This is a genomic window from Methylobacterium nodulans ORS 2060 (genome assembly GCF_000022085.1).
GTDB lineage: Bacteria > Pseudomonadota > Alphaproteobacteria > Rhizobiales > Beijerinckiaceae > Methylobacterium > Methylobacterium nodulans.
Genome location: NC_011887.1, coordinates 164,100 through 188,493, shown reverse-complemented (window position 1 = coordinate 188,493; position 24,394 = coordinate 164,100). Strand labels below are relative to the sequence as shown.

The window sequence follows — 24,394 nt, the reverse complement described above, 5'->3', positions numbered from 1 at the left end:
TCAGAAGCCGTTCTCGAAATTCGCCATTGGGCATCCGGGAACACCCCTGCTGCGCCGACACATGGTGTCAGGAAGGTCAGGTCGTCACCATCGTCGGGAGGGGGCCATGGATGGAAGCGGCAGCCGGCATTCGCGCGGTCCAACCGCGGCGGCCATTCTGTTCGGGCTGGGTCTCGGCGGCTTCTTCGATGGCAGCGTGCGGCACCAGATCCTGCACGGGCCCCACATGCTGACAAGCGCCGGCTACCCGGCCGACAGGGTTGGGAACTTGAAGGCTAACACGCTCGGGGACGGCCTCTTTCACGCCAGCACGTCTCTCGTCACATGGGCCGGCCTGTTCATCCTGTGGCGCGACGCCCGGCAGAACCACATCCGCTGGTCGGGGCTTCTCCTCCCGGGTGGGATCCTGATGGGCTTCGGGATCTTCAACCTCGTGGAGGGCACGGTCGATCATCACCTGCGTGGTCCTCACCAGGTGAACCAGACGGTCCCGCGCGAGACATGGATCTACTGGGATGGAGGCTTCTTGCTCTGGGGCGCTGCGATGCTGATCGGCGGATGGGCTATGCTCAGGCAGGGTCAAGCCAGCACGAGAGCAAAGGCGGCCTCCAAGCCCCTTTGGACTGCAAAGATCACGTCAGACTAGCTACCGCCGCGAAGCGCCGCCGGAGGCCGGTAGGCTGGCCTTCGACTGGCGGCCGGGAAGGCCTGCGCGAAATCTTGCGAACCCTGTCCGGAGGAGCTGCTTCGCGTTCCATAAAGCCGCCTTACGCGAAATTTCTGGTTTGCGCGCGCGATCAGGCGCATGATCAGCGGTGCCATGCCCCATGTTTGGACAGAACGCGATCATCTCGCCAAGGCTGATATGGATATCGCCGCGGGCGAGAAGCGCGTGGTCGAGCAGATCACCCTGATCGAGTGGATGACCAAGAAGGGCCAGGACACCGCGGAGGCCGAGAAACTGCTTCGGACCCTGGAACAGACCCTCGAGACGTGGCGCGAGCATCGACAGAACATCCTGGATGCAATCGCGCGCGAGAATGGGACTGAGAGTCCTCTCTTCTCTGATTGGGGTCGTTTAGGTCAAGCTGCTCGTTGTGGTTTCTCCGGCTTGTGTCGCCCCGTGGGTCACACGCTTCTCTTCGCGGTCGGCGCTTGGCCGCCGCATGATGGGGTCAGGAGGGCGAGGCGTCTCAATCTGTTTCACGACCTTGCGGGTTTGCACCCGCAGGTTCTGGACTCTCAACGAGATCGCCAGGCCCATCGTCCCCACGGGAACGATCCGGTTCACCCTTTCGGGTTCATGCGTGGTGTTTTGCCCTCCTGTTTCGCGGTGACGGCGTCATCCTGCGAGCGTGGCACCCTCTGCGGGCTCCTTACCCCAGCGGAACGCGGTGCCGTCGCTCCACATGCGATGGAGGATGACGGCGAGCTTGCGGGCGACCGCGACGCGGGCGCGGGCCATGCCGCGACGCCTGGCGATCTTCATCCCCCAGGCGCGCAGGCTCGACCATTTCTGGCTCCGCACCAGCAGCGTATGCGCCGCCTCGTAGAGCGCGGTGCGCGCGAGTTCGTCGCCGCAACGGCTGATCTTGCCCTGGATGTCGGTCTCGCCGGACTGGTAGCGCGCCGGCGTCAGACCGAGATGGGCGCCGACGTCGCGCGAGCGCCTGAACCGGTCGGGCCGGTCGATCGTCGCCCGGAAGGCAAGCGCGGTGATGGGGCCGACGCCCGGCACGCTCATCAGCCGCTGGCAGACCGCCTCTTTCTTGACGAGATCCATGACCTGCTTCGTCAAGCCGGCGAGTGCGGTCAGCATGCTGGCCAGCACCTCCAGGAGCGGTTCGACGAGCTGCGTCATCAGGGGCACGCCCTCGGCCAGTTCGCGTACGCGGCCGGCGAAGGCTGCACGGCCAGGCGTGCCGAGCTTGAGCCCGGCTTCGCGCAGGATCCCCCGCACCACGTTCTCGATCGAACGCATCTCGTTGAGCACCGTGCGGCGCGCCACCAGCAGCGAACGCCACGGCCGGCACTGACGGCTCTTGACATGGACCTGCCGGAACCAGCCCGTCCGCATGATCTGCGCCAGGGCGCGTGCGTCGTTGCGGTCGGTCTTGTTGGGCATCGTCTTCATCGCGGCATTGGCCTGGCGCGTCTCGATGCAGATCGCCGGCAAGCCCGCCTCGCGCAGGCCGTCGTGCAGCCAGGCCGTCAGCGAGCACGCTTCCAGGCCGATGCGCTCCAGGGGCAGGCCGATCTGGTTCAGCGCCTGCACCAGCGCGCCAGGCTCACTCGCCGCCCGCGCCTCCCGCACGATCCGACCCGTATCGTCGACAACGCAGATCGCGGTCTCTTCCAGCGAAACGTCCAGTCCGGCATAATACTTCACGGCTGCTCCTTCCCGATGCTTGTGGCCGCTCAACACGGACCACGTTCCAACATCCCGAACGGAGCAGCCACCCTCGGCTAAGACCCCAATCACCCCATCTGTCCGATAAGTCATAGAGCGCGTCCAAGGCGCTCTATGACTTATCGGACGGACTCTAATGCGTGTTCCTGAAGGGCCTGCACGCGGCCGAGCGCAGCATCGCCGAGCGGTTGAGCGCGCGAGCAGCAGGCGCACCGCCCTGGCCTGACATCAACCTCGGCAACGCCCGTCCCTGGGCGGAGCAGAAGACGGGCAAGGTGCTCTCCCCGTCTCAGGCCGAGGCGGTGCGCCTGATGCTCGGCGCCAAGCTCTCCATCCTCACCGGAGGACCAGGCGTCGGGAATCCGCCTGCGCTGGTAGAGCGGTTCGGCTAAAAGTCTACCCGTTCGGGGAACTCGACACGCTGGTGCCCGCCTATGCGACGATGATCCACAAGAGCCAGGGGTCGGAGTACCCGGCAGTGGTGATCCCGATCACGACCCAGCACTGGACCATGCTGGCGCGCAACCTGCTCTACACGGGCGTGACGCGCGGCAAGCGGCTGGTCGTGCTGATCGGCCAACGCAAGGCGATCGACATGGCGGTGCGCGGCAGGACCGCGAAATGGCGCTACACAAAGCTCGGAAAGTGGCTGACCAGCTGTCAAGCTCGTCAGCCATGACGGGATCACAATCGGCTCGCGCCATCTCCTCCGAGGAAGGAGGTGCAGCCGAGGACATACCGGCGCGGACGTAGCGACGCGCGAGGCACCGACGCTCGCGCACCTACAAATCGCTCGGTCCGAGTTCTTCAGGCCGCCTGCGCGCTCGGAGTCGGCGTTGGCGCGTCCATGGCGCGCAGATAGACGTCGAGCAGCGTCTCGTGCTCGTCGCGCTCGTCCTGGTCCTGCTTGCGCAGCTTGATGATCTCCTTGAGGATCTTCACGTCGAGGCCGTCGCTCTTCGCCTCCAGGAAGATCTCCTTCTTGGCCTCGGTGAGATCCTTGATCTCCTCTTCGAGCTTCTCGACCCGCTCGATGATGGTGCGAATGCGATCGCCAGGAATACCAGCCGTGTCGCTCATGGTTGCTCCTTCCTCGCTACGAAGGGGCAGCCTCGGGCATCGTCGTAAGCAAGCCGTTAAGTCGTGAACGCAGAGCGAGGGCGGCGAATGTCACGCAGCGCCGGGATGATCCCGTTCCATAGCGTCCAGCGCTCGGCCCCGCCGGCCGGAACGAGGATGCCGGACCGTGCCACAGCTGTGGCCCAGGCTGAAATTGCTGCAGCAGGCGGCGCGAAGGAGAACTCGATCCCTGTCAAGGCGCTGGCCTCGGCGGCGGTCAGCCGAAGGAAGCGATTGCGCACCCAGCCTCGCTGCCTTAACTGCCGCAGGGACTCAGCCGGTGTGATCACCGATCTGCTGCCCGTGACCGCTTGGTCGAGAACCTGCTCCAAGACCGCCGCCTGACATTCACGCGGTGCGACCTGGAAGCAGCCAAGACCCGGCACGTCCACGCCGATCGCGTGAGAGAGGCCGCAGTCGGCGACGCGGTCGGGTGCCAGCGACTTGATGCGCCGGGCTTGGATGTCCGCACAGGCTGCCCGGTGATGTGCGCGATGGTGCCGTCTGCTCGCTCACCAAACACCAAGCTTTCGGGGCTGTCCGGCTTCATCGCGCGCGCTTGGCCTGCACCCAGTCTACCATGTCGTGGTCGCGCAGGGTGCAGGCGGCGTGTGAGCCGGAGAGAGCGGCGAGAGCGCTACCGGCAGAAACGCGAGAGCCGCCGCTTCCAGCGCTGGCCGGGCTTGAGGGGCTGCACCGCCTCCGCACGCGATCGACGCGACCGCGTCACCCGCAATGGGATTGGAGGCGCGGCCGATCTGGCCGGAGTGGCCGGCGTCGGCTGAGGCGCAGGCTCGACCCGGATCGGCGGCTGGGAGTTCGCCGGCGAAGCGGCATTCCGCTTCGACCGCGTGGTCTTGGTGACCTTCTTCGCGCTCGTCACCCGACGCACACGGGGCAGGCGTGGTTCGAGCGTCGGTTCCGGGTCCGGCTCGACGGTGATCGGCTCAGCCACGAGCAGGCTCGGGAGGACGCGTCGGGCCTCGACCTTCTGCTTCTCGGCTGGGCGAGCGCTCACCAAGTTCGAGAATTTCTCGCCTGCGCGGGCAAGTTCGCGGCCGAGGTCAGTTCCGGCCCAGAGCACCGAAGGCGGCGGCGATGATGTCGAAGGCTTGGAGATCTCTTGACCTGCGGGTTGTAGGCGGCTCCGTCCCTTGACCTCCACGGTGAACGGCCGCTGCACACGCTTGCGCGTCATTGTTATCCTGACTGGCTATGACAGCTCGCCCAATCGAACTTCGGCGAGGTTACGCGTCAGATAGGGGGCAGGTTCCTTGTCGTCCAGAGGCCATACGGCGCATGGTGGTTGGCCATGGCTGTGCGAGCGATTCACGCCGGCAGCTAAGGCTTTTCTAACTGAGTTGATCAGCCCGATAACGGAGCTGGAGCCGTCCCGCCGCTCCGCTGCGGCCCGTCTGTCGGCATCGCTGGCCGGCTCTGAGCCTCGCCCCGCTTCGGCCTCCTCGCCGTCCTTCGGTCACCGACACCTCTTCCGCGAACTCCCGGACCGCCCATCCGTCACTCCTGGTCCGCTTGATCGTGCAGGCGATCGTCCGGCGCGAGTGTCGGTCATGCCGGAGGCTGGAATTTGGAGAAAGCGCCTCCCGCGCTTGAACCCCGGACTAAGCTGCGTCGTTGCCGTATATCCAGCGTTAAGGGTGCCGCGCGTGGCAGGTGCGAGTGAATGCGCAGCGTGGGATGAGGAGAAGCGGCTGGCGGCTTTGCGCGCCTACCAAGTTCTCGATACTCCCAATGAGGACGGATTCGACGAGATCGTCCAGTTAGCCGCCCAGATCTGCCAGACGCCAATGGCGGCCATCAGCCTCGTCGAAGACCGCCGACAATGGTTCAAGGCTGAGGTGGGCCTGGGCATCAGAGAAACACCGATCGATGCATCGGTTTGCGCCACAACGGTTCTCGCGCCTGGGCTCACCATAGTGCCGGATATGATCTTGGACGCGAGGTTCGCAACCAACCCTCTGATCGCGAGCTGCCCCTACCTCCGCTTTTACGCGGGAGCACGGTTGGAGACGCCGGACGGGCTGCCACTCGGTAGTCTCTGTGTGCTCGACCGGAATCCGCGACCGGGTCTGAGCAGTGAGCAGGCATCGGCGTTGATGACTCTATCCCGGCAGGTAACAAACCAGCTTGAGCTACGCCGGACAGTGATCGAGCGCGACGAGGCGCTGTCCAGGGTGCGCCAAACCGAGACGCGGCAGCACCTGCTCGTGCGCGAGCTTCATCATCGCACGCGCAACAACCTCGCCGTCTTGCAAGCACTGTTCGGCGTCACCACGCGAGCGAGCGGCAGCGTCGATGAGCTATACCGCTCCTTCGCCGACCGGATCGCCTCTCTCGCCAGGACACAGGCCCTTCTGTCCGACGACTATTGGCAAACTGCACGCCTGCATGACATGCTCGCGCACGAGTTCGAGTGGCACATCAAACATAGGAATGGCCGCGTGGTGCTGGACGGCCCTGAGCTTGACCTCGCCGCGGACCTCGCCGTGCCGTTCGGGATGGCTCTTCATGAACTCAGGTCGAATGCCGAACGCCATGGCGCGCTCTCTTCGGCGGATGGCAAGGTCGAAGTGAAGTGGAGCCTCATCAGGCAGGATGGCAAACGCCTGCTGCATCTCAACTGGTCTGAGCAGGGCGGGCCTCGTGCACGGAAACCGTTCCGGGCTGGCGTGGGCATGAAGATCCAACGAATGCTGGAGGTGCAGTGCGGGGCAGAGGTGAAAACTGAGTTCCTGACCGAGGGGCTTCACGTCAGTATCACGGCCCCGTTAATTGAAGCGCGGCTGGTTCCGGAGTATTAAGTGGCTCCGAAGTCCACGATTCGGACGAACTGGCCCGTGGCGGTGGGCCGAGCTATGGTGAGCTATGTTTGGAAATAATCCGCCACCTGCGGTTTGTGGCGCTTCATTCTGATACGCCCTGACAGAGTCCTGGCGTGAGGTGGAAGAAGTGTCATGACCGGTGAACGCGTGTCGCGCGGCTGTATCCTCATTGCAGAAGACGAAGCCCTGATCGGTATTGAGCTTGCCGACCAATTAGAGCTTCGTGGCTTCGCGGCTGCTGGCCCTTTCACGACCTGTTCTGAAGCCGAACAGTGGCTGCGCTACAACGAGCCGGTTGCTGCCATCCTTGACAACACGCTCGCAGATGGTCCGTGTGACGCGCTCGCCCAAGACCTTGAGAGCCGTGGAATACCGTTCATCGTCTATAGTGGTTACGATCATACGGCATCACTGCCGTCCGTCTTTCAGCGTGCCCCCTGGATCGTAAAGCCAGCGTCCGTCGAAACCGTCCTCGACCACCTGAGCGGGCTGCTCGGGGACAAGTAGCAGTCCGCCGCTCTGACAGATGGTCGAGGTCTCCAGCTTACATGGCAGTCGGTGAACCGTTCAGTAGCCGAGGCCGGAGATTCAGAGCGGACAATCCACTCCACGTCACCGGATCGATATGACGCCGAGCGTGATCGCGGCCAGTAGCATCAGGCCTGTAGCGGACCACCCGATCACCCGCAACGGTCCTCGGATGAAGAACTCACCCATGATCCTCAGATTATCAGTCAGAGTTGCAGTATTGTAATGAATGCCGCCAATACTCAAATGGCTCGCAACTGCTCTTCACTTCCAATTTGATAGACGGACCCGAATTTTGGCGGCAAATCGCCGACGTTTATCATCCGTACAATTGTCCATGCCGGTGAGCGACAGCCATTCGAGCCGACAACGAGGGGCACACAACGTCCGGATAGCCCGCTTGAACACCCGCCAGTCTGGCCAGCCCAATAGCCAGAGCAGCCATCGTGGTGAGCCATATGTCGTTACGACAACGATGCGCTGGATATTCGTCAGTCGGGGTTGAAGGTCATTCGGACCACTCAACCGGAACGCTACGCCGGGCAGCCAAACTCGATCGAACCAGCCCTTCAGCATGGCCGGTGACCCAAACCACCAAGTTGGATACACGAACACTAACGCCTGTGCTTGCCTCAGAGAAGCTACGTGATCGCCAGCGCCCTCCGAGATAGTACTCTCATCGTAGTAAGTTCGGCGCTCCTGCTCACTGAGAACTGGATCGAAACTCTCGGCATACAGGTCACGAACCTCCACCTCATGTCCAGCAGAACTCAGGGCCTCAGCTGCGATCTGGCGAAGCGTGGAGGAGAAACTGTCAGAGCAGGGATGGGAGTAGATCAGCAATACGCGCATGCTTGTTTTGACTCGGCCGATATCTGTCCAGAGGCGGCTTGATCTACGCTGGTTGTTATTGCGAAGCACGTAGATTAGTTGAGCTATGATTTACTGAACCAAAGGAGGGGTGTCTAGCCCAGCGGCATTGTCGCGCGAAGCGATGGCACCCCGGCTCCGGCCGCAGTAGGGCAGGGGGCCTGCAGCCCGTCTCGGACGCCCGCCACCCGTTCCCACCCGAGATCATCCGCCACGCCGTCGGGCTGCATCTGCGCCTCAGCGACCGCGATGCCGAGGAACTCTTGGCCGAGCGCCGCATCTGTGTCGCGTACGGGAGTATCCGGCGATGGGCGATCAAGGTCGGGGCCTGCCTTCGCCCGCACCCTCCGCCGCCGGCGGCCCCGGCCCGCCAGCACCTGGCATTTGGATGCGATGGTGGTCTCGATCCAGGGCCGGCGCCTGCACCTGTGGCGGGCCGTGGATGCGGAAGGCGAGGTGCTCGACCTGCTGGTGCAGCCCAGGCGCGACCAGAAGGCGGCGCTGAAGCTCCTGCGCAAGCTGATCATGAAGCAGGGCTTCGCCCCAGAGAAACTGGTAACGGGCAAGCTCCGCGCCGACGCGGCCGCGCACCGAGAGCTTGGCTTGAGCGCCCAGCAGGAGCAGGGTCTGCGTCAGAACGCCCGGGCCGAGAACCCGAGCCACATTCATTTGCTCATTAAATTTCAAAATTAGTTTACGCTTTATGCTTGCTCCGTGACTTGGATGTTCCTGTGGCCTCGAGGTCGGCCAAGGCGCTGAAGCGCGCGCTGCGGATGTGCTTGCGCATCGCCTCCTCCGCCCGATCCGGATCCCGGGATTGCAGCGCCGCGAGGATCTCCCGATGCTCGGCCAGGGCAGCCTGAGCCCGGCCCGGGCGGGTGCTCGACCGGAGGCGGTGAAGCCGCAGCTGGTAGTACACTTCGTCCAGGAGGAGCTGCTCCAGACGAGGGTTGCGCGAGCTTCGCACGATCGCGAAGTGGAAGTCTTCGTCCGTCGAGACCTGAACGTAGCTCTTTCCGGAGGCGACGTCGGGCTGGCCGGCATGCCGGTCGAGCAGGTTGGCGATCTCATCCTGCTCGCGGGACGTCATCCGCTCGGCGGCGAGCCGCGCCGCCATGCCCTCCAGCGCCTCCCGGACTAGGAAGAGCTGCTCGAGCGTGTCGCGGTCAAACTCGACCACTCGCACTCCGATTCGGGGAGTGCGTACGACGAGCCGGCCTTCGAGCCGGTGCAGGGCCTCCCGCAGCGGCCCCCGGCTGATCCCGAGCTGGCGAGCCAGCTCCGCCTCGGACAGGCGCTCGCCCGGCGCGAACTCGCCCGACGTGATCGCCGCGACGAGCTTCGTGAAGGCCTCGTCGACCAGCGACGTGGCTGCAATCGGAAAAAGGGCGGTCATGCAGTCACCAAGGGTACCGACGCCACGAACTCACGTCTTGTGCAAACTGTCAACATCCGGCTGGGCCCCTTGGCTCACCGCCATGCCGGCGCAAGATCGACGACCTGCCAAGACATCTCCACCGTGCCAGAATGTTGATCGTTGGTGAGAAGGGGAAGGCGCGGCCGTGCTCGAATTTGCACCACGTTCAAATTGCAACAAGGGCAGAGCGCCAGGTCTCTCATCCTCAAAAAAGCATGCCTTCTCAGGAATTTGAAAGCCAAGCGAGGCCGAAATCATGCCACCGGGAACGCGGCAGAGCCGCAGGACTGGTATGATTGAGGTCACGCGCAGACCATCCTGGCGTCACGGATGCGCGACCGACACATCGCAAACTGTTGACAGTTTGCTGAGGATGCACGAACCTGCTCGCGAGAACAGGGCGCCAGTCGCCCAAGAGCGCCGCCGCAAGGGACGGCCGCAGCAAGCGTGAGGACAACGCCCGGTGATGCGAGCCACACAGACCCTGAAATCCATCCTGGCGCGCCGCGAGGCGGTCAGTGTGCCGGGCGCTGCGAACGCCCTGTTCGCCCGCGTCATCGAGGATCTCGGGTTCGAGGCGGTCTATGTGACCGGCGCAGGCGTCGCGAACATGCAGCTCGGCGCGCCCGACATCGGGCTGACCAGCATCACCGAGGTCGCGAGCACGGTCGCGGCCGTGGCCGATGCGGTGGCGCTCCCGATCATCGTCGATGCCGACACCGGATTCGGCAACGCCGTCAACATGATCCGGACGGTGCGGCTGCTGGAGCGCGCCGGCGCCGCCGGAATCCAGATCGAGGACCAGGTCTTTCCCAAGAAGTGCGGCCACTTCACCGGCAAGGACGTCATCCCGCGGGACGAGATGGTGCAGAAGGTGAAGGCGGCGGTCGATGCGCGGCGCGACGGCGACCTTCAGATCATCGCCCGGACCGATGCCCGGGCGGTGGAAGGGCTGGAACGCGCGATCGAGCGGGCGCAGGCTTACATCGAGGCGGGCGCCGATGCGACCTTCGTGGAGGCGCCCGTGTCGGCCGAGGAACTCGGCCGCATCGCCCGCGACCTGAAGGTTCCGCAGGTCGCCAACATCGTGTTCGGCGGGAAGACGCCCGACCCGGGGCGCGAGCGCTTGGCCGAGATGGGGTTCTCGATCGTCCTCTACGCCAACGCGGCCCTGCAGGCGGCCCTGAAGGCCTCCTACGAGGTGCTCGGGGCGCTCAAGCGAGACGGCTCGCTGTCCGCTGTCGCCGACCGGCTCGCCTCATTCGAGGAGCGTCAGCGGGCGGTCGCCAAGGATGAATGGGACGCGCTCGAAGCCCGCTACCGGGCAGCCTGAGGAGGCCGGGGATGGACCGCAAGCCGTGGGACGGCCTGATCTCCGAGGAGGAGCAGCGGGCCTACAACGCCGCCGGGTTCGGCCGTGCGACCGGCCTCGGGCGCCGGCCGGCCCTCCTCATCATCGACGTGCAGTACCGCACGACCGGGACGACGCCGATGCCGTTCTGGGAGGCGATCAAGGAATATCCCACCGCGTGCGGCGACGTCGCCTGGGCGGCGGTGGAGCGGATCGAGCGGCTGCTCGGATTGTTCCGCGAGCGCGGCTGGCCCGTCCTCTACCCGCTCGTCGCGCCCAAGGCGGCCTTCGACCGGGGACGCCTGTCCGACAAGGTGCCGGCGATCATGACCGTCGCCGCGAAAGGCTACGAATTCCCCCCCGAGATCGCGCCGCGCGAGGGCGACATCCTGCTGCCGAAGAAGCATCCGAGCGCCTTCTTCGGCACGCCGCTCACGAGCTACCTCATCAATCTCCAGGCCGACAGCCTCGTGGTGACGGGCTGCTCCACGAGCGGATGCGTGCGCGGGAGCGTCGTCGATGCCTTCGCGTACAACTTCCGGGTCCTGGTGCCCCACGATGCCGTCTACGACCGCAGCGCCACCTCGCACGCGGTCAACCTGTTCGACATGGCCTCGAAATACGCGGACGTGATGTCGACGGACGAGGCCCTGGAAGCCCTGCGCGCGCTGGTCTGACGACCGCCGCCCGAGAGAACCCCTGCGGCGCGGCTTCGCCGCCGGGAAGCGACACCGCCAGAGAGAGAGAGCGACCATGAGACAGAGCGCGCCATCCGTCAGCCGCCGGGCCTTCCTGGCGGCATCGCTCGCGGCGGCGGCCATCGGGCCCGCTCGGGCCGAGGAGGCGCTGCGCTTCGGCATGGCGATGCCCCTGTCGGGCGGTCAGGCGACCTACGGCCAGGACCAGGTCAAGGCGGCCGAGTGGGCCGTGGCGGCCATCAACGAGAGGGGCGGGGTCGCCGGCCGCAAGCTCGAGATGATCGTGCTCGACACCCGCGCGGATCCGCAGGCGGGCATTCAGGCCGCGAACCGGCTGATCTCGGTCGACAAGGTGCCGGTCTTCGTCAGCGCGTGGTCGGCGGTGGTCAAGGCAGTGGCCCCCGTGGCGAATGACAGCCGCACGGTGCAACTCTCGGTCGGCGCGAATTCCGCCGAGATCGCCCGGCTCGGGGATTACACCTACACCACCTTCCCGCTCGCCTCGGTCGACATCACGGCGGTGGCGACCTACGCCGCCAAGCAGATGGGCAAGAAGCGGGCGGCTGTCCTCTACATCAACAACGAGACCGGGACGGTCGCGGCGCAGATCTACCGCGACGTCTTCGCCAAGTCCGGCGGGCAGGTCGTGGCCTACGAGGCCTATGATCCGCGCGCGTCGGATTGGACCGGACCGCTGCTCAAGGTCCGGGCCGCGCAGCCCGACATCGTGCATATCCAGGGCCTCGTCGCCGATACGCCGCAGGTGATCGCGCAGATGCGCCAGCTCGGCCTCACGCTGCCGGTCTCGTCCTATTCGGCGGTCTACAATCCGAAGCTGATCGAGCAGCTCGGCAAGGCCGCCGAGGGCGTCATCGCCACCTCGCTGGCGCCGGGCGTCACCGACAGTCCCGCCGTGGCGGCCTATGTCGAGCGCTGGAAGAAGGAAGTCGGCCGGGAGCCGAACGGCCTGCCCTATACCCAGTATCTCTACGATGCGCCTTACATCGTGGCCGAGGTCTACCGGTCGCTGATCGAGAAGAAGATCCCGCTCTCCGGCGAGAACTTCCGCAAGGAAATGCTGGCGATCCGCAGCTTCGATCTGCCGCTCACCGGCAAGCTCGTCATCAACGACGACCACACGGTGAACAAGCCCGTCTTCCTGATGGAAGTGAAGGGCGGGCGCTGGGTGCAGAAGGCGGTGGTCGAGTAGGGCGCGCTCTGCCGTCCGGGAAGGCGAGGAAACCGATGCTGACCTTCGACATCCTCGCGCAGGTCTTGTGGACGTCGTTCGCGACGTCCACCTACCTCGTGCTCTTCGCGGTGGCCTTCGCGCTCGTGCTGAAGGTCAACCGCATCTTCAACTTCGCCCAGGCCGCCGTGATGACGGTGGCGTTCTACGCCGCGCATGCAACGGTCTCGATGGCGGGCCTGCCCGGCTGGCTCGGCTGCCTCCTCGCTCTCGTCGCGGCGGTGACAGCCAGTGCGCTCTTGGAACTCGTCGGCTTCCGCTCCCTTCGGCGGCGGCGGGCGACGCCGATGTTCGTCTTCATCTTCACCCTGATCGTGTCCGAGATGGTCGCCTATCTGGCGATGCTGATTTTCGGAACGTGGCCGACCACGATCTTCCCGTCGCTGTTCTGGCCCGTGACGCTCGTCGGCAACGTCGCGGTGAGCGACTGGGACCTGCCGGCGATCGCCAGCATGGTCGGTGCCCTGGCGCTCCTGTTCGGCTTCCTGCGCTACGCCCAGACCGGCCGCTTCATGATCGCGGTCGCCGACAACCCGGATCTCGCCGAGCTCTACGGCATCGAGAAGGACCGGGTGTATCTCGCCACCATCGTGACGGCCGGCCTGCTCGTCGGCATCGGCATGTGCCTCTACGGCTCCCGCGCCCAGGTGCAGCCGACGACCTCGATCGAGCTGATGCTGTTTGCGGTCGCAGCGACCATCATCGGCGGAATCGGCAATCTCTGGGGGGCGGCCCTCACCGCGGTGGCGCTCGGCGTGGTGCAGAACGCCAGCGTCCTGTTCATCCCGGCCGAGTGGCAGGGCTTCCTCCTCTACGTCTTTCTGTTCCTCGCCATCGTCTTCCTGCCCAACGGAATCCGCCTGCCGGACCGGCGGCGCGGCCTCGCGCGCCGGATCGCGCGCGTCGATCTCGGCGAAACGAAGCCGGCCGAGACCGCCGCGGCCTCGGGTCGGGGAAAGGCTTGATCATGGATTATCTCTTCACCCTCGCCATCCTGATCGGGCTGAGCATCGCGCTCGCGTCGAGCTTCAACCTGATCATCGGCTATGCCGGACTGATCTCCATCGCTCACCCGGTCTTCTACGCGATCGGCGCCTACGTCTCGGCGCTGCTCGCCCGCGACCTCGGCGTTCCGGTTCCGCTCGCGATGCTCTGCGGTGCGCTCGCTGCGGCGGCAGCCTCGGCGGCCGTCGCCCTGCCGTCCCTGCGCGTCTCGGGCGACTACCTGCTGATCGCCAGCATCGGCTTCCAGCTCGGCGTCCTCGAGGCGATCAAGAACATCGCCGTCACCGGCGGGGCCGGCGGCCTGACCAACATCCCGCCGTTCCTCGTCCACGAGGCGGGCCGCGGCGCCTACGTGGCGCTGGTGCTCGGCTTCGCCGCCCTGACGGTGTGGCTGAACTGGACCATCGCGCACGGCCCCTACGGCCGGGCCTTGAGCGCAATGCGTGACGATGAACTCGCCTTCGCGGGGCTGGGACGCAATGCAGTGTCCATGAAGGTCGCCGTGTTCGCCTTCGGATCAGCCGTCGCGGGCCTCGCGGGCGCCCTCTACGCCCACTACTTCCGCTTCGTCACCCCGGAGCAGTTCGAGATCCTGCAATCGGCTGCCCTGCTCACCATGGTCGTCGTCGGGGGCATCCGCACCACCTGGGGGCCGGTCCTCGGCGCGGTGCTGCTCCAGGCGCTGCCCCAGGCGATCACCTTCCTCGACCTGCCGCCCGCGCTGCTCGGCCCGCTCCAGGGCCTCATGTTCACCGGCCTCGTCCTCGTCTTCATGTTCTGGCGGCCGCAAGGGCTGATCGCCGCCGGCGACGCGTGGCGCCCCTCGAAGCGGGAGACCGCCTGATGACGCCGGTCCTTGAGATCGCCGGCCTCGACAAGCGCTTCGGCGGGATCGTCGTGGCGGACGGCATCGACCTGACGCTCCCGGCCGGGCGCATCGTCGGGCTGATCGGGCCGAACGGCGCCGGCAAGACCTCGCTGTTCAACCTGATCTCCGGAGTCTTCCCGTCCGATGCGGGCACGATCCGCCTCGACGGGCAGCGCCTCGACGGACTGCCGATGCACCGCCGCGCCGGCCTCGGCCTCGCCCGCACTTGGCAGAATCTCCGGCTATTCCCGTCCCTGTCGGTCCTCGACAACCTTATGGTGGGGCCGCGCCGCTACCCGGGCGACCGATTGCTGCGCCTGGCCCTCGATCCATTCGGGGTGCGGGCGCAGGAGGCCGAGACGCGCCGGCGCGCCCGCGAGATCCTGGAGCGGACGCGGCTCGCGGCGGTCGCCGCGACCCGCGCAGCCGACCTCACCTTCGGCCAGCAGAAGCTTGTCGGCGTCGCCCGCGCCCTCATGAACGACGCCCGCTGCCTTCTCCTCGACGAGCCGATGGCTGGGGTCGAGGGGCAGGCCTACGAGGTCATGCAGCAGGTGGTGCGGGACGTGGCCGCGGGCGGCGTCGCGGTCTGCGTCGTCGAGCACAACGTCGCCTTCATCCGCGACCTCTGCGACGAGGGGGTGTTCATGTTCGCCGGCAAGGTGCTGGCGCGCGGACCCGTCGCCGACCTGATCGCCGATCCGCGCCTGACCGAGCTGTATTTCGGGACCTGAGACGATGCTGGAGATCCGTTCGCTCTCGGCCGGCTACGGCACGCTCACCGCCCTCGACGGCATTTCCGCCCGGCTGTCGGCGGGTGCCCGGCTCGGCATCTTCGGCCATAACGGCGCCGGCAAGACCACGCTTCTGCGCTGCATCGTAGGGGCTCACGCGGCCCGCGCGGGCGAGGTGGTGTTCGACGGCGAGCCCGTCCGGCCCGGCAACGTGCCGGCGACGATCCGGCGCGGCATCGCCTTCGTGCCCCAGGGCCACAACGTCTTTCCCAACCTCACGGTGGCCCAGAACCTCGCGACGGCCGGCCTGCTGTTCGACCGCGGCTTCGTCGGCGAGGTGCTGAAGATCTTTCCGCTCCTGGAGGAGCGCCGCAGCCAGCGGGCCGGATCGCTCTCGGGCGGCGAGCAGCAGATGCTGGCTCTCGGCATGGCGCTGATGACCCAGCCGAAATGGCTGCTCCTCGACGAGCCCTCGACCGGCCTCGCGCCCGTCATCGTCCGCAACGTGATGAGCCAGCTCGCCAAGGTCAACGCCGCCTTCGGGACCGGTCTCATCATCGTGGAGCAGAACGTGCCGGCGACCCTGAAGGTCGTCGAGCACTGCCTGATCCTGAAATCCGGCCGGACGGTCTTCGAAGGCACGGCCGAGACCCTCTCGGCCAAGCCCGATCTCTGGGAGTGGTTCTGAGCCATGAAGGCGCGACGCGACGCCGGCCTGCGGGCCCGGACTGCGGAGGCCGCCCGCGCCCTTGCCGCTTGGGCCGCGGAGGCCGTACGGGGCGACCTGCCCGACGCCGTGCGGGACCGGGCCGCCCTCATCCTGGCAGACGACCTCGGGGCGATGGTCGCGGCGGCCGACGAGCCGCCGGTAGCGCGGATGCGCGCCGTGCTGGCGCGCTCCTCCGGCGTGCCGGAGGCGACGGTCTTCGCGCCCGGCGCGCCCCGCCTCGACAGGGCCTCGGCGGCGAGTGCGAACGGTCTCGCGGCCACGTGGTGCGAACTCGACGAAGGCTATCGCGGGGCGCCCTGCCACGCCGGCGCCTACGTGCTGCCGGCGCTGCTCGCCGAGGCCGAGGCGCGCAGCGAGACGGTCTCCGCCGTGCTCGCGGCCCTCGCGGTCTCCTACGAGATCGCGGTGCGCTGCGCCCGCGCCTTCCCGTTCGAGACCATGACGGTGCACCCGCACGCGGCCTTCGCGACGATCGGAGCCGCGGCCGGAATCGGGCTCATCCGCGGCTTCGATGCGGAGCGGCTCCTCGACGCGGTGTCGGCCGCCGCCACCATGGCGTTCGCGGGCCCCTACGACCACGCGATCGAGGGCGCGCTGGTGCGCAATGCCTGGACCTCCGCGGGCGCCTGGATCGGCCTGCGCGCGGCCGACGGCGCGGAAGCGGGGATCGCCGGGCTGCCCGAGAGCTTCTACGACGTCTTCGCCGGCGCCTTCGGCACCGGCTGCGTGCCGCAGGCGCTGGCGGAGGGGCTCGGGACCGATTGGGCCGTCCTCGGCGGCTATCACAAGGTCTTCGCCTGCTGCCAGTACGCGCATGCGGCAATCGAGGCGACCCTGGCGCTCCGCCAGCGGTTCGCGGGCTGTCGGCCGGAGGAGATCGAGGAGATCGTCGTCGAGACCCATCCGCGGGGCCTCACCCTGACGAATGTGGAGCCGGCGACGGTGCTGGCGGCGAAGTTCTCGATGCCTCATGCCGTCGCGGCCTCGGCCATCACGGGGACGGGAGGGCAGGGCGCTTTCGACCAGCGCACCCTCGACGATCCACAGATCGCGGCGCTGCGCCGACGGGTACGGCTTGAGGCCCTTCCGGAGATCGGTCCGCCGCCGCATGACCGGCCCTCCCGCGTGACCTGGCGGCTGCGCGACGGAGCGTGGTTGACGGAGCTGTGCGAGAGCGCCCGTGGGGGAGCCGACCAGCCCTTCGACACCGGCACGATGCTTGAGAAGCTTCGCGAGACGACCCGGGGCTTTCCCCGGATGGCGTCCTGCCTCGGCGCGATCGTTCAGGGCGGGCGCGGTGCGGCGCCGTGGCGGGACTGCGTGGCCGAGATGACGAGTGAGGTGGTGCGGTGAGCGAGGACGATCTCGATATCCTGGTGATCGGTGCCGGCGCCTGCGGGCTCGCTGCGGCGGTGGCCGGGCACGATGCCGGCGCGAGCGTGGCGGTGATCGAGAAGCAGGAGCGGCCCGGCGGCAACTCCTCGCTCTCGACCGGCTCGGTGCCGGCGGCGGGCAGCCGTTTCCAGCGCGAGGCCGGCATCGACGACGATCCGGCGCGCATGGTCCGCGACCTGATGGCGATCGCCCGCGAGACCGACGACCGCGCCCTGGTGGAGCGTCTCGCCGGCGTCTCGGCCGAGACCGTGGAATGGCTCGTTGACACGGTCGGGGCGCGGCTCGCGCTCATCACCGCCTACAAGCACATTGGCCATTCGGTGCCGCGCCTGCACGCCCCGGTCTCACGGCGGGGCCAGGACCTCGTCGACGATCTCGTCGCCGCGGCGGAGCGGCGCGGCATCCCGATCGCCGTCGGCAACGGGGCGACCGACCTCCTCGTGGAGGACGGCGCGGTCCGCGGCGCGATCGTCAGCGTCGAGGGCGAGCGCACGGAGATCCGGGCAGGCAAGACGATCCTCGCGCTCAACGGCTTCGCCGCGAACCCGGACCTCGTGCGGCGCTTCTGCCCCGAAATCGCCGGAGCGCAGTATTTCGGGGCCCGAGGCTCCACCGGCGAGGCGGTGCTCTGGGGCGAGCGCCTGGGCGCGGCCCTCGCCAACATGGCCGCTTACCAGGGCTATGCCGCCGTGGCCTACCCGCAAGGCAGCCTTCTGTCCTGGACCACGGTGGAGAAGGGCGGAATCATCGTAGGCGACGACGCCCGGCGGTTCGGCGACGAGAGCCTGGGCTATTCGGGCTATGCCCGGATCGTGCTGTCGCGCGGCGGCGACGCCTATGTCGTGTTCGACCAGAAGATCTTCGACGTCGCGGCGGCCGAGGAGGAGTTCATGGAACTCTGGACCTATGGCGGGCTCAAGCGCGGCGAGACGCCCGCCGAGATCGCCCGCCCGTTCGGCCTCGACGCGGCGGCGCTCGGGGAAGAGATCGCGATGCGCAACGCGGCCGCCGCCGGGACCGCGCCGGATCGCCACGGCCGGCGGGATTTCGGCCTCGGGCCGCTGGAGCCGCCCTTCTACATCGGCCGTGTCGTGCCGGGGCTCTTCCACACGCAGGGTGGGCTGAAGGTCGACGGGGACGCCCGGGTGCTGCGGCCCGATGGAACGCCGGTGCCGAACCTGTTCGCAGGCGGCGGCGCGGCGGCCGGGATCAGCGGCCGGTCCGGCGCGCTCGGCTACGCTTCCGGCAATGGCCTCCTGTCGGCCATCGCGCTCGGGCGCCTCGCCGCGCTCGCCGCGGCGCGCGAACTCGGACGGACGCCGTGACGATCGCCCGCAGCCTCGCCCGGCGCGTCCGTGCGCTCGCGCGGGACAAGCTGCCGCCGGCGGTCGATGCGGCGGCGCGCCTCCACCTGCTCGACGCGATCGGGGTGGGCCTCGCCGCGGCGGCCTCGGAGGCGGGTGCCCCCTACCGGCGCTACGCCGCCGGAGTGGCGCGCGGCGGTCCGGCCCCCATCCTGGGCCTGTCCGCGACGGCCGCGCCGGCGGATGCGGCGCTCGTCAACGGTGGGCTGATCCACGGCCTCGAATTCGACGACACGCATACGGGCTCGATCGTCCACGGCTCGGCGGTGCTCGCGCCGGCCGCCCTCGCGGCGGGTCAGGCCGCCGGAAGCTCGGGGGCGGCGGTGCTGTCCGGCTACGCCCTCGGCTGGGAAGCTCTGATCCGCATCGGCCTTGCGGCGCCGGGCGCCTTCCAGGCATGGGGCTTCCAGATCACCTCGGTGGGCGGTGCCCTGGTCGCCGCGCTGATCGCCGCCGAGCTCGCCGGCCTGTCGGAGGACGAGACCGTCGCGGCGGTTGGCATCGCGCTGAGCGGCGCCTCGGGCGGGTTCGAGTTCCTGACGAACGGCGCTTCCGTCAAGTCGCTGCATCCGGGCTTCGCCGCTCACGCCGGCCTGACGGCCGCAGCCCTGGCGCAGGCCGGCCTCACCGGGCCGGAGACCGCCTTCGAGGGGCGGTGCGGGCTGTTCGCGGCCTTTGCGGGCGATGCCCGGGCGGCGGAAGCCTTCGCGGCTTCGCTCGATGACCTCGGCACCGTCTGGCACCTGCAGGACGCCGCGTTCAAGTTCCATCCCTGCTGCCACTACCTGCACCCCTTCGTGGAAGCGGCCGGCATGCTGGCGGCCCGGGGCGTGGAAGCGGACGACATCGCATCCCTGACCTGCAGGGTTCCGGCGGGCGCAGGCCCCGTCATCTGCGAGCCCTGGGAGGCCAAGCAGGCCCCCGTGACCGGCCATGCCGCGCGCTGGAGCCTGCCCGTGGTGGTCGCCGCGCGGCTGGTGGAGGGCCGCGTCGACCTCGCCACCTTCGAGGCGCCAGCCGGCGAGGCGGTGCGGGCGCTCAGCCGACGCATCGGCTGGGAGCCCCTGGCCGGCGCGCGCTTTCCCGCAGTGTTCGAGGCCGAGATCCTGGCGCTCATGCGGGATGGCGAGCAGCATCACGTGCGGGTCGACGACGTCTATGGCAATGCCGGCCGGCCCGCCGAGGCCGCGGCGGTCCGCGAGAAATTCCGCAGCAACGCCGCCCGCGCCCTCGCATCCGACGCCATTCGAGGCGTGGAAGCGGCGGTCGACGAGCTCACGGCAGCTCCGAGCCTCGACGCGCTGGAGGCCGCGCTATCCAAAGCCGCATCACATCCCGCTCGGAGCGACGCATGAGCACGGACTACGATCTCCTCATCCGCGGCGGCGAAGCCGTTCTCCCAGGGCGCGGGCGCACCGCGTGCGACATCGCCGTTCGGGACGGCCGCATCGCCGCGATCCTCGCCCCCGGCGCGCCCGCAACGGCTCCGTCCGAACTCGATGCGCGCGGCCTCGTCGTCATGCCGGGCGCCATCGACGTGCACCTTCACCTCGGCCACGGCCGCGACATTGCGCGACCCCGAGTGCCGGAGGATGCCGCGCGCGAGAGCGCCGCGGCGGCATCGGGCGGCATCACCTGCTTCATCCCCTACCTGATGACGAGCGAGCCCTTCTCCACGGTGCTGCCGGAGGTGATCGCGGTGACGCAGGCCGGGTCGCGGATCGACTTCAGCTATCACCCGATCATCTCGACGGAAGAACAGCTCGCCGAGGTGGAGCGCTGCGCCCGGGAGTTCGGCGCCCCAACCTTCAAGATCTTCATGAACAACCGCGGCGGCGAGGGCGCGCGCCTCGGGCTGCCCGACATCGACGATGGCTTTCTCCTGCGCCTGTGCGAGGCGGCCGCGCGTGCCGGGGGCATGGTCTGCCCTCATCCCGAAACGATCGAGCTTGCCTGGGTGACCCGGGACCGCGCCAAGGCCGCAGATCCTGACGGAATCGGAGGCCTCGCCACCTGGAACGCGAGTCGGCCGCCCTTCGTGGAGGCCGATGCGGTGCAGCGCGCCGGCTATGTCGCCAAGACGGCCGGGGCACCCCTCTACGTGGTCCACACCTCCTCGGCCGAAGCCTTGGCGGCGGGCCTGCGTCAGCGGCAGGCAGGCGCGACTCTCTTCCTTGAGACTTGTCCGCACTACCTGACCCACGACATCGGCTGGACTGGGGGCGACCTCGGGAAGATCAACCCGCCCCTGCGCGAGGCGGCGGATCGCGAGGCGCTTTGGGCGGGAATCCTGTCGGGCGCCATCGACACCATCGCGACCGATCACGTGCATCGCGGGCTCGAAGCGAAGGCGGGAGGCATCTGGGCCGCGTCGCCGGGCTGCCCCGGCCTCGAGACCCTGCTCCCGGTGCTGCTCAGTGAAGGCTACCATGCGCGCGGTCTCTCTTTAGAGCGCGTGGTCGATCTCGTCTCGACCAATCCGGCGCGCCTGATGGGGCTCGCGCACCGCAAGGGTGCGATCGCACCGGGGCTAGACGCGGACCTCGCCGTCATCGACCTCGACGCCGCCTGGACCTTCGACCGGGGAGCCGTCCTGTCGAGCGCCGGCTACTCCTTGTACGAAGGCTGGCAGTTCAGGGGCCGCGTCGTGCACACTGCCGTCCGTGGCCACCTTGTGCTGCGGGACGGAGCGCTTCAGGACGAGAGAATTGGCATCGGGCGTTACGTTTCACGCAGCCTTGCGACTCAACATCGATGCGCAGCGCCCTCCGGCCTGCTTCACGCCCACTGAATGCCGTAGCACTCGTTCGTCTGATGCGCTTGGCTATGCTCGCCAGGGCCGAGGATGACTGTCGGACACCTGCCGAATGCTCCCTGCAACACCGAGCCGTCGGTGAAACAAGGCATCCCGATCACCTCGCCTGCGGCCTGCGTGACCTCGCGAACGATCCAAGACTTCGTCATCGCGAGCCGGTCCGATGGCTCGGTTCCGACGGCTGGCAGATCGGCGAGCGGGAGATCGAAAACGACATCCTGCCCCATCTACTCCTGCAGCATGGCGAGCGTGGCGGCGTGGTGTCTGGACGCGCTCCCCAAAGCGCTCAAGGTTGTAGCGGCCGCCAAGGAGGTTTCGCGTCCAGACAACTAGGTAGGCTGAAGTCAGCGGGTGAGAGGCCGGAACCTCGTTAGTAAGCTGGCACCCTGCCGTCGGGCGTGTAGCGGTCAACCGCCTGCGGCAGGTCTCGCGAGAGACGAGACAGCAATTCCTCTCGGGACAGCCCGGTGCGCTGCGACAGCGTGGCCAGGACGTCCGGGCCGATCGCCTGTTCAAGCTGCTGCGGGCTGATCTCCTGGTTCGGGCCGTGGTTCACCCACGACTGCGCAATCGGCCCATGTCCGCTCTGCTGGAAGCGCTCCAGCATCTCAGCGAGACCACTATGAAGGAAACGTCCCGCTCCAGCGCCGCCCGGAGCCCCACCGAGGCTGCCGAGAAGGCCCCCCAAGCCGCCCGAGTTGCCCTCTCCGCTTGGCGCACCGGCAACCGGTGCGCTTTGCTGCCCGCCCCCGCCGAACAGCTCTGCGAGCTTGTCCCGGTTCTGGTAGCCTGCCAGGGCTAGAAGGCCCAGAAGGGCCGTCATGGACGGATAACCCTCGCTCATGTCTTCCGCTCCGTAGCTGTTGCGCAGGCGTAATCCGGCGCGTTCCGAGCATCCTGCACCCTAGTAGTTGTACTCCCGGCGCGAATACGGACGTCCCGGCCCGTAGCCGCTGCCAGGCGGAGCAACGCGCGCGCCGTAATCGACCTCGCGCCGAGCGTTGCGAGACGCAATGTAACGACCGCCCAGGCAGCCGGCTACAGCTCCTACGATCCCGCGATTCGCAAGGTAGTGCCCGGCTACGCCGCCAATGATGGCGCCCTTGATACAGCCCTTCGCTTCGGCGGCTCCGATGCCGAGCGCGCTGAGCACGATCGCCACCGCTGCCGTTCCTGCGGTTCTCATTCCGGCCTCCCGTCACAAGGGCTTGGAGAACGACCCGACTCGCCGGGACGTTCCACATCGGCCCCTGACGAAGTCATCGGGGTGCTACCGTCAACCGCCTCTGCGGCTCGGGAATGGAGGCTGTCGCGCAGGCTGCCCGCGCGATCGCGTCGGGGCAGGGCGACTTCTACATCGCTGGCGGCGTCGAGAGCATGAGCCGCTCGCCGTTCGTGCTTCCCAAGGCCGAGACCGCCTTCGCGCGGGAGGCCACGATCCAGGACACCACGATCGGTTGGCGCCTGATCAACCCGCGCATGGAAGCGCGCTACGGCGTCGATCCCCTTGGGATCACGGCCGAGAACGTGGCCGAGGAGTACGGGGTCGGGAGGGCCGACCAGGACGCCATGGCGCTGCGCAGCCAGGAGAGGGCGGCACGGGCGCAAGCGAACGGCTGGCTCGCGCGCGAGATCGTGCCGGTTCGGGCCCGCCGCGGGCGGGAGATGGTCGAGGTGAGTGCCGACGAGCACCCGCGCGCCACCTCCCTGGAGCAGCTGGCCAAGCTGAAGCCGGCCTTCCGCCCGGACGGCAGCGTGACGGCGGGGAACTCGTCCGGCGTCAACGACGGCGCAGCGGCCATCGTGGTCGCCTCGGAACGAGCCGTTCGCGCGCATGGCCTCATGCCGCGCGCCCGGTTCCTCGGGGCTGCGAGCGCTGGCGTCGCCCCGCGCGTTATGGGCATCGGCCCGGTGCCGGCCACGATGAAGCTCCTGGATCGGCTGGGGCTGACGCTCGGCGAGACTGACCTGATCGAACTCAACGAGGCCTTCGCGGCGCAGGGCATCGCCGTCCTGCGCGCCCAGGGCGTCAAGGAAGACGCCGAGCATGTGAACCCGAACGGCGGCGCCATCGCGCTCGACCATCCGCTCGGGATGAGCGGCGCGCGCCTCATCATGACGGCCACAGAGGAGCTCGTGCTGTCGCGCAGGCAACGGGCGCTCTGCACCATGTGCATTGGTGTCGGCCAGGGCATCGCGAGTGTCATCGAGCGCGTGTGATCAGGGAGGGTAGGGGAGACGAATGAACATTCTTGTCCCGGTGAAGCGGGTGGTCGACTACAACGTGAAGATCCGGGTGAAGCCGGACGGCTCGGGCGTCGACCTCGCCAACGTCAAGATGGCCATGAACCCCTTCGACGAGATCGCCGTCGAGGAGGCCATCCGGCTGAAAGAGAAAGCCAAGGTCAGCGAGATCGTCGCCGTCTCGATCGGGCCGCAACAGGCCCAGGAGACGCTGCGCACCGCGCTCGCCATGGGCGCCGATCGCGGCATCCTGGTCAGGACCGACGCCCCCGTCGAGCCGCTCGCCGTCGCCAAGCTCCTCCGGGCCCTGGTCGACAAGGAGCAGCCCCAGCTCGTCATCCTCGGCAAGCAGGCCATCGACGACGATGCCAACCAGACCGGCCAGATGCTCGCCGCCCTGCTCGGCTGGCCGCAAGGCACCTTCGCCTACCGGATCGAGCTCGGCGAGGGCAGCCTCGAGGTCACCCGCGAGATCGACGGCGGCCTGCAGACGCTGACGCTGGCGCTGCCGGCGATCGTCACCACGGATCTGCGCCTCAACGAGCCGCGCTACGCCAGCCTGCCCAACATCATGAAGGCCAAGAAGAAGCCCCTCGACACCCTCGAGCCGGCGGCGCTCGGGGTCGATGTCGCGCCGCGGCTGAAGGTGCTCAAGACTGTCGAGCCGGGCGGCCGCCAGGCCGGGGTCAAGGTCGCCTCGGCGGCCGAACTCGTCAGCAAGCTGAAGGGCGAGGCCGGCGTCCTCTGACGCGCC

At 67.9% G+C, this 24,394-nt stretch carries 24 protein-coding genes and 3 pseudogenes; 19 read left to right on the top strand and 8 right to left on the bottom strand.

What is annotated here, in order from left to right:
• The first annotated feature begins 106 nt into the window (after positions 1-106).
• Positions 107-646, top strand: coding sequence for a DUF2243 domain-containing protein (locus tag MNOD_RS39330; RefSeq protein ID WP_012631169.1), 540 nt, complete (start codon positions 107-109; stop codon positions 644-646).
• On the opposite strand, the gene MNOD_RS47655 is transcribed toward MNOD_RS39330, so the two are convergent.
• Both MNOD_RS47655 and MNOD_RS39315 read right to left on the bottom strand, forming a co-directional pair.
• Positions 647-1,006, bottom strand: coding sequence for a hypothetical protein (locus MNOD_RS47655; protein WP_043753960.1), 360 nt, complete (start codon positions 1,004-1,006; stop codon positions 647-649).
• 336 nt (positions 1,007-1,342) lie between these two features.
• Positions 1,343-2,389: an IS110-like element ISMno22 family transposase gene (locus MNOD_RS39315; RefSeq protein WP_012631168.1), complete on the bottom strand. Its 1,047-nt coding sequence runs from the start codon at positions 2,387-2,389 to the stop codon at positions 1,343-1,345.
• A 161-nt stretch (positions 2,390-2,550) separates the two neighbouring features.
• Here MNOD_RS39315 and MNOD_RS50900 point away from each other — a divergent pair, with 161 nt between their 5' ends.
• On the top strand, positions 2,551-2,802 hold the full coding sequence (locus MNOD_RS50900) for a hypothetical protein (protein WP_043753958.1): 252 nt from the start codon (positions 2,551-2,553) through the stop codon (positions 2,800-2,802).
• A 2-nt stretch (positions 2,803-2,804) separates the two neighbouring features.
• Positions 2,805-3,089 (top strand): annotated as a pseudogene (locus MNOD_RS50895) (ATP-binding domain-containing protein); the annotation flags it as partial.
• 128 nt (positions 3,090-3,217) lie between these two features.
• On the opposite strand, the gene MNOD_RS39300 reads toward MNOD_RS50895, so the two are convergent.
• Entirely contained in the window at positions 3,218-3,490 is a 273-nt protein-coding gene (locus MNOD_RS39300) for a DUF2312 domain-containing protein (RefSeq protein WP_012631167.1), read from the bottom strand.
• A gap of 1,706 nt (positions 3,491-5,196) precedes the next feature.
• On the opposite strand from MNOD_RS39300, the gene MNOD_RS39285 reads away from it, so the two are divergent.
• Positions 5,197-6,351 carry a sensor histidine kinase gene (locus MNOD_RS39285; protein ID WP_244424889.1) on the top strand — a complete coding sequence of 385 codons (1,155 nt, stop codon included), beginning with the start codon at positions 5,197-5,199 and terminating at the stop codon, positions 6,349-6,351.
• A gap of 153 nt (positions 6,352-6,504) precedes the next feature.
• Positions 6,505-6,879, top strand: a complete 375-nt coding sequence (locus MNOD_RS39280; protein WP_012631163.1) for a response regulator — start codon at positions 6,505-6,507, stop codon at positions 6,877-6,879.
• A 285-nt stretch (positions 6,880-7,164) separates the two neighbouring features.
• Here MNOD_RS39280 and MNOD_RS45220 read toward each other — a convergent pair whose 3' ends face one another.
• Positions 7,165-7,752: an NAD(P)H-dependent oxidoreductase gene (locus MNOD_RS45220; RefSeq protein ID WP_012631162.1), complete on the bottom strand. Its 588-nt coding sequence runs from the start codon at positions 7,750-7,752 to the stop codon at positions 7,165-7,167.
• Between the two features lie 179 nt (positions 7,753-7,931).
• On the opposite strand from MNOD_RS45220, the pseudogene MNOD_RS49755 reads away from it, so the two are divergent.
• Positions 7,932-8,424: pseudogene (locus MNOD_RS49755) on the top strand (IS6 family transposase); the annotation flags it as partial.
• A gap of 40 nt (positions 8,425-8,464) precedes the next feature.
• Here MNOD_RS49755 and MNOD_RS39270 read toward each other — a convergent pair.
• Positions 8,465-9,166 (bottom strand): GntR family transcriptional regulator, encoded by a 702-nt coding sequence (locus MNOD_RS39270; protein WP_012631161.1) that lies wholly within the window; start codon positions 9,164-9,166, stop codon positions 8,465-8,467.
• 487 nt (positions 9,167-9,653) lie between these two features.
• On the opposite strand from MNOD_RS39270, the gene MNOD_RS39265 reads away from it, so the two are divergent.
• The 11 genes from MNOD_RS39265 (at position 9,654) to MNOD_RS39215 (ending at position 21,372) form a co-directional block, all read left to right on the top strand.
• Positions 9,654-10,520: an isocitrate lyase/PEP mutase family protein gene (locus MNOD_RS39265; RefSeq protein ID WP_012631160.1), complete on the top strand. Its 867-nt coding sequence runs from the start codon at positions 9,654-9,656 to the stop codon at positions 10,518-10,520.
• An 11-nt stretch (positions 10,521-10,531) separates the two neighbouring features.
• The gene (locus MNOD_RS39260; protein WP_012631159.1) at positions 10,532-11,215 is read left to right on the top strand and encodes an isochorismatase family protein; all 684 of its coding nucleotides are present in this window, start codon (positions 10,532-10,534) and stop codon (positions 11,213-11,215) included.
• A 76-nt stretch (positions 11,216-11,291) separates the two neighbouring features.
• The gene (locus MNOD_RS39255) at positions 11,292-12,446 is read left to right on the top strand and encodes an ABC transporter substrate-binding protein (protein WP_012631158.1); all 1,155 of its coding nucleotides are present in this window, start codon (positions 11,292-11,294) and stop codon (positions 12,444-12,446) included.
• 35 nt (positions 12,447-12,481) lie between these two features.
• On the top strand, positions 12,482-13,450 hold the full coding sequence (locus MNOD_RS39250; protein ID WP_012631157.1) for a branched-chain amino acid ABC transporter permease: 969 nt from the start codon (positions 12,482-12,484) through the stop codon (positions 13,448-13,450).
• A gap of 2 nt (positions 13,451-13,452) precedes the next feature.
• Positions 13,453-14,334 (top strand): branched-chain amino acid ABC transporter permease, encoded by an 882-nt coding sequence (locus tag MNOD_RS39245; RefSeq protein WP_012631156.1) that lies wholly within the window; start codon positions 13,453-13,455, stop codon positions 14,332-14,334.
• Positions 14,334-15,092: an ABC transporter ATP-binding protein gene (locus MNOD_RS39240; RefSeq protein ID WP_012631155.1), complete on the top strand. Its 759-nt coding sequence runs from the start codon at positions 14,334-14,336 to the stop codon at positions 15,090-15,092. The genes MNOD_RS39245 and MNOD_RS39240 overlap by 1 nt, the downstream gene beginning before the upstream one ends.
• A 4-nt stretch (positions 15,093-15,096) precedes the next feature.
• Positions 15,097-15,780 (top strand): ABC transporter ATP-binding protein, encoded by a 684-nt coding sequence (locus MNOD_RS39235; protein WP_012631154.1) that lies wholly within the window; start codon positions 15,097-15,099, stop codon positions 15,778-15,780.
• 3 nt (positions 15,781-15,783) lie between these two features.
• Complete coding sequence (locus MNOD_RS39230; RefSeq protein ID WP_012631153.1) at positions 15,784-17,175, top strand: MmgE/PrpD family protein; 1,392 nt, start codon at positions 15,784-15,786, stop codon at positions 17,173-17,175.
• Positions 17,172-18,542 (top strand): FAD-dependent oxidoreductase, encoded by a 1,371-nt coding sequence (locus MNOD_RS39225; RefSeq protein WP_012631152.1) that lies wholly within the window; start codon positions 17,172-17,174, stop codon positions 18,540-18,542. The genes MNOD_RS39230 and MNOD_RS39225 overlap by 4 nt, the downstream gene beginning before the upstream one ends.
• The gene (locus MNOD_RS39220) at positions 18,539-19,936 is read left to right on the top strand and encodes an MmgE/PrpD family protein (RefSeq protein ID WP_012631151.1); all 1,398 of its coding nucleotides are present in this window, start codon (positions 18,539-18,541) and stop codon (positions 19,934-19,936) included. The genes MNOD_RS39225 and MNOD_RS39220 overlap by 4 nt, the downstream gene beginning before the upstream one ends.
• Positions 19,933-21,372, top strand: coding sequence for a dihydroorotase (locus MNOD_RS39215; protein WP_012631150.1), 1,440 nt, complete (start codon positions 19,933-19,935; stop codon positions 21,370-21,372). The genes MNOD_RS39220 and MNOD_RS39215 overlap by 4 nt, the downstream gene beginning before the upstream one ends.
• On the opposite strand, the gene MNOD_RS39210 is transcribed toward MNOD_RS39215, so the two are convergent.
• From MNOD_RS39210 to MNOD_RS45215, 3 genes are all read right to left on the bottom strand, one after another.
• Positions 21,360-21,623 carry a zinc-binding metallopeptidase family protein gene (locus MNOD_RS39210; protein WP_012631149.1) on the bottom strand — a complete coding sequence of 88 codons (264 nt, stop codon included), beginning with the start codon at positions 21,621-21,623 and terminating at the stop codon, positions 21,360-21,362. The genes MNOD_RS39215 and MNOD_RS39210 overlap by 13 nt on opposite strands.
• Positions 21,624-21,766: 143 nt before the next feature.
• Positions 21,767-22,240: a YidB family protein gene (locus MNOD_RS39205; protein WP_012631148.1), complete on the bottom strand. Its 474-nt coding sequence runs from the start codon at positions 22,238-22,240 to the stop codon at positions 21,767-21,769.
• A 60-nt stretch (positions 22,241-22,300) separates the two neighbouring features.
• Positions 22,301-22,582, bottom strand: coding sequence for a hypothetical protein (locus tag MNOD_RS45215; protein WP_012631147.1), 282 nt, complete (start codon positions 22,580-22,582; stop codon positions 22,301-22,303).
• Between the two features lie 80 nt (positions 22,583-22,662).
• On the opposite strand from MNOD_RS45215, the pseudogene MNOD_RS39200 reads away from it, so the two are divergent.
• Together MNOD_RS39200 and MNOD_RS39195 are read left to right on the top strand one after the other, a co-directional pair.
• A pseudogene (locus MNOD_RS39200) lies at positions 22,663-23,616 on the top strand (acetyl-CoA C-acyltransferase); the annotation flags it as partial.
• A gap of 22 nt (positions 23,617-23,638) precedes the next feature.
• A complete protein-coding gene (locus tag MNOD_RS39195) occupies positions 23,639-24,388 on the top strand; it encodes an electron transfer flavoprotein subunit beta/FixA family protein (protein ID WP_012631146.1) in 750 nt (249 codons plus the stop codon).
• Positions 24,389-24,394 lie beyond the last annotated feature (6 nt).

Bases quoted from the DNA above. Each gene is read 5' to 3' on its own strand.
- MNOD_RS39330 (WP_012631169.1), top strand. From the start codon at position 107: ATGGATGGAAGCGGCAGCCGGCATTCGCGCGGTCCAACCGCGGCGGCC.
- MNOD_RS47655 (WP_043753960.1), bottom strand. From the start codon at position 1,006: ATGCTCGCGCCACGTCTCGAGGGTCTGTTCCAGGGTCCGAAGCAGTTT.
- MNOD_RS39300 (WP_012631167.1), bottom strand. From the start codon at position 3,490: ATGAGCGACACGGCTGGTATTCCTGGCGATCGCATTCGCACCATCATC.
- MNOD_RS39280 (WP_012631163.1), top strand. From the start codon at position 6,505: ATGACCGGTGAACGCGTGTCGCGCGGCTGTATCCTCATTGCAGAAGAC.
- MNOD_RS45220 (WP_012631162.1), bottom strand. From the start codon at position 7,752: ATGCGCGTATTGCTGATCTACTCCCATCCCTGCTCTGACAGTTTCTCC.
- MNOD_RS39270 (WP_012631161.1), bottom strand. From the start codon at position 9,166: ATGACCGCCCTTTTTCCGATTGCAGCCACGTCGCTGGTCGACGAGGCC.
- MNOD_RS39265 (WP_012631160.1), top strand. From the start codon at position 9,654: ATGCGAGCCACACAGACCCTGAAATCCATCCTGGCGCGCCGCGAGGCG.
- MNOD_RS39260 (WP_012631159.1), top strand. From the start codon at position 10,532: ATGGACCGCAAGCCGTGGGACGGCCTGATCTCCGAGGAGGAGCAGCGG.
- MNOD_RS39255 (WP_012631158.1), top strand. From the start codon at position 11,292: ATGAGACAGAGCGCGCCATCCGTCAGCCGCCGGGCCTTCCTGGCGGCA.
- MNOD_RS39250 (WP_012631157.1), top strand. From the start codon at position 12,482: ATGCTGACCTTCGACATCCTCGCGCAGGTCTTGTGGACGTCGTTCGCG.
- MNOD_RS39245 (WP_012631156.1), top strand. From the start codon at position 13,453: ATGGATTATCTCTTCACCCTCGCCATCCTGATCGGGCTGAGCATCGCG.
- MNOD_RS39240 (WP_012631155.1), top strand. From the start codon at position 14,334: ATGACGCCGGTCCTTGAGATCGCCGGCCTCGACAAGCGCTTCGGCGGG.
- MNOD_RS39235 (WP_012631154.1), top strand. From the start codon at position 15,097: ATGCTGGAGATCCGTTCGCTCTCGGCCGGCTACGGCACGCTCACCGCC.
- MNOD_RS39230 (WP_012631153.1), top strand. From the start codon at position 15,784: ATGAAGGCGCGACGCGACGCCGGCCTGCGGGCCCGGACTGCGGAGGCC.
- MNOD_RS39215 (WP_012631150.1), top strand. From the start codon at position 19,933: ATGAGCACGGACTACGATCTCCTCATCCGCGGCGGCGAAGCCGTTCTC.
- MNOD_RS39210 (WP_012631149.1), bottom strand. From the start codon at position 21,623: ATGGGGCAGGATGTCGTTTTCGATCTCCCGCTCGCCGATCTGCCAGCC.
- MNOD_RS39205 (WP_012631148.1), bottom strand. From the start codon at position 22,240: ATGAGCGAGGGTTATCCGTCCATGACGGCCCTTCTGGGCCTTCTAGCC.
- MNOD_RS45215 (WP_012631147.1), bottom strand. From the start codon at position 22,582: ATGAGAACCGCAGGAACGGCAGCGGTGGCGATCGTGCTCAGCGCGCTC.
- MNOD_RS39195 (WP_012631146.1), top strand. From the start codon at position 23,639: ATGAACATTCTTGTCCCGGTGAAGCGGGTGGTCGACTACAACGTGAAG.